General features: G+C 59.5%; 2 protein-coding genes. One reads left to right on the top strand and one right to left on the bottom strand.

Going from position 1 to position 1,354, the window contains the following annotated elements:
* Positions 1–157: 157 nt before the first annotated feature.
* The gene (locus EN879_RS36085; RefSeq protein ID WP_013531580.1) at positions 158–493 is read right to left on the bottom strand and encodes a hypothetical protein; all 336 of its coding nucleotides are present in this window, start codon (positions 491–493) and stop codon (positions 158–160) included.
* A 434-nt stretch (positions 494–927) separates the two neighbouring features.
* On the opposite strand from EN879_RS36085, the gene EN879_RS36080 reads away from it, so the two are divergent.
* The coding region (locus tag EN879_RS36080) for a septal ring lytic transglycosylase RlpA family protein (RefSeq protein ID WP_245493937.1) at positions 928–1,354 on the top strand (427 nt) is incomplete at its 3' end.

Below are 1,354 nucleotides of genomic sequence, written 5' to 3'. Positions count from 1 at the left end.
ATTGGTGCATGATGAAGAAGGAGCCCGCCGACTGGCGAATCCCTACGGGTCAGCCTCTTGGGACAGCTGCGGTATCCCGCAGATTTAACTTTCGCCAAGGGAACAGCTACTGGTGAGGAAGGCCGAAGCTGCAAATCGGCTCCGGCCTGTACGGTCCTCAGTCTTTGCAATTTTCGTCCGCCTTTGCCGCCGCGGCCTTATCACCGTGCTGCTGCGCCTCGATATCCTGCTGCGAGGTTGCAAGGTTTTTGTCGCCCCCGCCTTCAGCGCCCGCCAATGGCATCGTGGTGCCATCCTTGGCGGCTGGCTTGTTCGCGTTGCCCATGGCCTTCGGAGTCTCTAAAGGCGCGTGGGTTCCATCTTTCGAAATACCGGCGGTCTGTCCGGCATCGGTCCCGGTGTTCGAAGCTGACTTGTCCGGACATGCGGCGATCGCAGACCCGGCAGAAAGCGACATCGCGATCGCGACCATCAATGAAGTCATTTTCATCATGCTCGTCCTTCTGTTCGAGTGCCCTGCGGATGAAACTAGCGGCGCATTTCTTTGTTCCGGCGGTCGGTCCGCTGCCCGACAAAGCCCGGTCAACCGGCAGACACGGCGGGCAGGAGCGAAGCCAGGCTTTCTGTGGCAGAGGGCATCACATCTCTCGCGTGGAAGCACGAAAACCGTTACTTTTCAGAGAGCTCTTACGGTGGAGACGCCACAATCTTGCCCGGTTGCGGCCACAATCGGTTAATACCGTGATAAGCAATTCCTGCGCACAAAGGATCGGGGTTTTAAGCGTCGTTGGTATTGTCGGGTGAGTGTTTTGGCTCCTCTGGTGGTTGAACGCGACGCCTTGAGTTGAGACTGAAGGGGACATCAGGAAAATGCAGGCTGTGACGCCACCGCGTCTTCGTCGCGCTGCTACCGTCGCGTTGTTCGCCATGTCGGCTGCCTTGCTGGCCGCCTGCGCGTCGCAGCCTGAGCCGAAAGCGATGGTCAACAAGAAGACCCGCTCCAAGGAGTATTTCGCCGAATCCGAATATGGCGTGAAGGCAAGCCCGCGTGTGATCTCCCGGAACGGGCGCATCCAACGTGGCGGCGGCAGGGATCAGCTTGGCAAACCCTATCAGGTCCGTGGCAAGTGGTATTACCCGAAGGAAGACAAGCGCTACGCCAAGGTCGGCCTCGCCTCCTGGTATGGCGACGCCTTCCATGGCCGGCTTACCGCCAATGGCGAAGTCTACGACATGACCCATCTGACGGCGGCGCACCCGACCATGCCGCTGCCAAGCTATGCCCGCGTCACCAATCTCAAGACCGGCAGTTCGGTCATCGTTCGCGTCAACGATCGCGGCCCATATCACGAAG

The organism is Mesorhizobium sp. M7A.F.Ca.AU.002.02.1.1 (genome assembly GCF_003998535.1).
Lineage (GTDB): Bacteria > Pseudomonadota > Alphaproteobacteria > Rhizobiales > Rhizobiaceae > Mesorhizobium > Mesorhizobium ciceri.
This window is presented reverse-complemented; position numbering and strand designations above follow the sequence as displayed.

Excerpts from the sequence above, each read along its gene's own strand:
- EN879_RS36085 (WP_013531580.1), bottom strand. The coding sequence starts at position 493 with ATGATGAAAATGACTTCATTGATGGTCGCGATCGCGATGTCGCTTTCT.